The following is a 3483-nucleotide window of genomic DNA, read 5'->3' on the forward strand; positions in this document are numbered from 1 at the left end:
CCGCTGCCAATCTGGGCCAGGTGAGCAAATTCTGGGGCGGTTTTCAGGCGCTCGATCTCGGCCTTGTATGCTTGTTCGGCGGCGGCTTCTGCTTGCTTCTTGGCTTCGGCTGCCTTTTCCTTGGCAATCTGCACGGCAAGGGCTGCGTCTCTTTCCTGCTCGGCCAGGCGCTGCGCATCTGCCCCAAAATCAATACCCTTTACAAAATTGATCAGGTCGATCATATCCATTCGCTGGTAATAATCCCGGCCTTTGTCGGTCTCATAGAATGAGATCATCCCGGCGCAATGATGGGCAAAACCCAGCTCATCGCCCGCAGCCAGATCGATCCGGGTCTGGTACGTTTCGCCATCGTCAAACGTCACTGTGATTTTTGTCTTGAGATAACCGCCGTCAGCATATGACATCGCAACACCCAGGGCGCGGGCCTCAAAATCTGAAAACGTGCAAAGTTCCTCCTCCCCCCATGCGCCAGACTCTGACCAGTGAACCAGAACTGAGACTGGGCGGCGGACAAACTGGGCAGCCTGCTCGGCTTGTTGTGCTGCTGCTTTGAAATCTTCCATGGTGATGATAGTTGCGCTCATGATTGCCTCTCTATGCTGGTTGCCGGGTCTTGAACCCCATTTGCCTCTCTAGATTCCGAGCCGCGCTTTAAGGTTTTCAGCGCCCTTGGCTCTTTACTGCGTCGCTTGGTTTGATTTGCCTCTCTGAGTTCTTCGCCGCAAGAAAGGGAAACAACACGCGACAAGGGAGACGATGCCAGTGCATCCCCGCAAGCCGCAGCGCAAGCGAACGCAGTGAGTGCGAACGGGTGAGGAGATGGCGAAGCGAACACTGGCAGCGGCGACCGGCGTGTTAGTTTGCCTGGCGGTGAAGGGCTTAGAGGGGCAAAACGTAGCGAGGGAGCTGGCCAAAGGCGCGGCAAGCGGAGCGCGCAGCCTCGTAGAGGCGTAGGCATGAGCGATGGAAACCCGAAGGGGCGAGACAGCATCTTTTCGCTGGCTCGATGCGTAGCATGACAGCGCGACCGCTCGCGGTCATGCCCTTATCATTATTGAAGTTTGAACAATCAATATTTGATTTTGATTACTCACTTTCATTTCTAAGAGTCGTTCTTGCCATATGACCAACAACACCTCTAGTCATGAGGCAATCAGCATAGGCCCTATGGGCACCCGATACATCAATCCCGCATTGCTGAGCTGCATCACTCAACCTCTGCCATTGATATTTACCCATGGGCCGCTCCTCTCCATACCACCGAGCATAGAGCTTCATAGCGCATACACCCTGAATTTTAGGGGCATCAAGTCGATACCGGCTGGCAGTTTGCGCCAGCAATCTCACATCGAAATCTGAGTTGTAAATTACCACCACCTTATTTTCTATTAATCGACAAAATTCACCATGCAAAGCCTCCCAAGAAGGTGCGCCGGCGACAGCCTCGTTTGTTATGCCATGGATAGAGATCGCATCATCCGGGATCGCTTTCGTTGGCCGAACCAGAGAGTTCATCAACACATCCCCCGCTTGGCTAATGAGGCAGATCTCAATGATCTCATCATCGTGCTCCAAACCTGTTGTCTCAGCATCCAGGTAAATCGCCTCGCTCTCTATCCAACTTGCAGCAACAGCAGCACATTGACGCACTCTTTGCTTATCAGAACACCGAACACATAGCGCACCCTGCACCTGGTCAATGTTCGCGCGCTGCCCACACTGCATGCAAAGCCGTGTACCAATCAGCGCTCGAGCGTCTGCCAGACTTTTCAACTGTGCATCTGATGGCTTGCAATACGACCTCATGGGGACACACAACACCTTGTCATAGACCTTGTATGCGCCCTGCCCCTGCCATACAGAGCCTGCTGGTCTCTGTCCAGCTGCAGGCTTTAGCCTGAATTGCTCTTTCAAGTCTTTCAGGCAGAACCAACCTTTGCTAGCCGCCTCCGCTTTGGTTAGATGTCTGGCCATCCAATCCTCTCTAAAAATTGCAGTACTGCAATTTCTCTATTGCAGCCGTTTACGCCAACAGTTCCAAATGCCTTTCGGCTGTGAGCAAGTCATCTTCGCTATCGATCACCCCCGCAGCAACCAACATCCGCCGCCAAGCGTTGTACTCGATATTGCGGTGGTTCGACGCGTCAACAGGACGCTCCCAACGCCGGACAGTCGCGCACCCCTTCTTATCGATGGGGTAGCCCAAAAATGCCCCCAGTTTGGTTTGTGGCCATCCGAGCAAGTTGAGGCGAACAAACCGGATCTCATCCGGCGTGGGCGCAACAAAGCCAGGCGACAAGCGATGCAGAACACATGGCCGCGCTTTGAAATCCTCAAACGTGACATCAATGGAGCTACCAGTACCAGCGGTATAAATGACTTTGTTCTCAGACATATATGACTCCTGCCGCCCCTCTTCGGGGCGGCTCAGTAAATTAGAGATAACCTCGTTCAGCGAACGATATAATCGTCTCACCGCCCACAACAAAATGATCCAGCACACGAATGTCAACGAGCCCAAGAGCAGCCTGCAATCGTTCCGTGATTTGGTGATCAGCTCGACTCGGCTCAGCCACACCGGACGGGTGATTGTGTGCAAACATAACCACAGCAGCGTTGTACTGCAGCGCAGTCTTGACCACTTCTCTGGGGTAGACAGATGCCTGATCGATCGTGCCTCGGCTGATTTCGACGGACTCTATGATGCGGTGTTGGTTATCCAACAAAATGAGCAGAAAAACCTCATGCTCCAGCACTGCCAGCTTGGTGAAAAGGTATTCGTGCATCAAGGCCGGGGAGCTCATTGAGTCGGAGGTGATTAATCGACGAGCGACAATCTTGTGGGCGAGGGCGATAAAGCGCACTTCTTTTTCGGTAAACATACAGGAACTCCTGATAAGGGTCTCGGTCAATCCGAGACCACAAAGAAATAATACCTTACCAAAGGTAAGGCATCAACCATTATTTAGTTTTACGCCTGATCCACTTTATTTATGGCCGCCGCAGCCAGTTCCTCGAGTTTATTATCATCAGGCCACACACCAGTTTGCTTTACATGCCCAATAATATCTCGTCCAAACTCTTCGCAAACAATATAAAGCCACTCACTCCCTGCCATTTCTTCCTCACGCCCATTGGCTACTCTCTCCAATACAGGGAACGCATCATTCATAACCCAATGCGTGGTTTCGAGCATCCCTCCGGGGCAACCATCTGCGCACTCATAACCACCATCAAAAACTCTATCACCAACGACCTTTCCCTTTAAATTTAAAATTTCCGCGTCAACGCCAATGCAAATGTAAACAATGGACTGGACATTAAATTGATTCATAATCACTCCTTGGGTTGAATTATTTTTGTGAAATTTGCGTCTCTAGATTCCGAGCCGCGCTTTAGGTTTTCAGCGCCCGTGGCTCTTTACTGCGTTGCTTGGTTTGATTTGCCTCTCTGAGTTCTTCGCCGCAAGAAAGGGAAACA

General features: G+C 51.8%; 5 protein-coding genes. All 5 read right to left on the minus strand.

Annotated elements, in window-relative coordinates; translation table 11 throughout:
- Nucleotides 1-587, minus strand: a 587-nt coding sequence (locus AAC083_RS22470; RefSeq protein ID WP_181364863.1) for an LPD25 domain-containing protein, incomplete at its 3' end; no start/stop codon positions are given.
- Nucleotides 588-1089: 502 nt separating this feature from the next.
- Nucleotides 1090-1977, minus strand: a complete 888-nt coding sequence (locus tag AAC083_RS22475; protein WP_219927927.1) for a 3'-5' exonuclease — start codon at nt 1975-1977, stop codon at nt 1090-1092.
- Nucleotides 1978-2026: 49 nt separating this feature from the next.
- Nucleotides 2027-2398, minus strand: coding sequence for a DNA repair protein (locus AAC083_RS22480; protein ID WP_108537757.1), 372 nt, complete (start codon nt 2396-2398; stop codon nt 2027-2029).
- Nucleotides 2399-2438: 40 nt separating this feature from the next.
- The gene (radC, locus tag AAC083_RS22485; RefSeq protein WP_108537758.1) at nt 2439-2885 is read right to left on the minus strand and encodes a RadC family protein; all 447 of its coding nucleotides are present in this window, start codon (nt 2883-2885) and stop codon (nt 2439-2441) included.
- An 89-nt stretch (nt 2886-2974) separates the two neighbouring features.
- The gene (locus AAC083_RS22490) at nt 2975-3337 is read right to left on the minus strand and encodes a hypothetical protein (RefSeq protein WP_108537759.1); all 363 of its coding nucleotides are present in this window, start codon (nt 3335-3337) and stop codon (nt 2975-2977) included.
- Nucleotides 3338-3483 lie beyond the last annotated feature (146 nt).

Origin of the sequence: Aeromonas sp. HMWF014, from assembly GCF_963878295.1 — a bacterium.
GTDB lineage: Bacteria > Pseudomonadota > Gammaproteobacteria > Enterobacterales > Aeromonadaceae > Aeromonas > Aeromonas popoffii.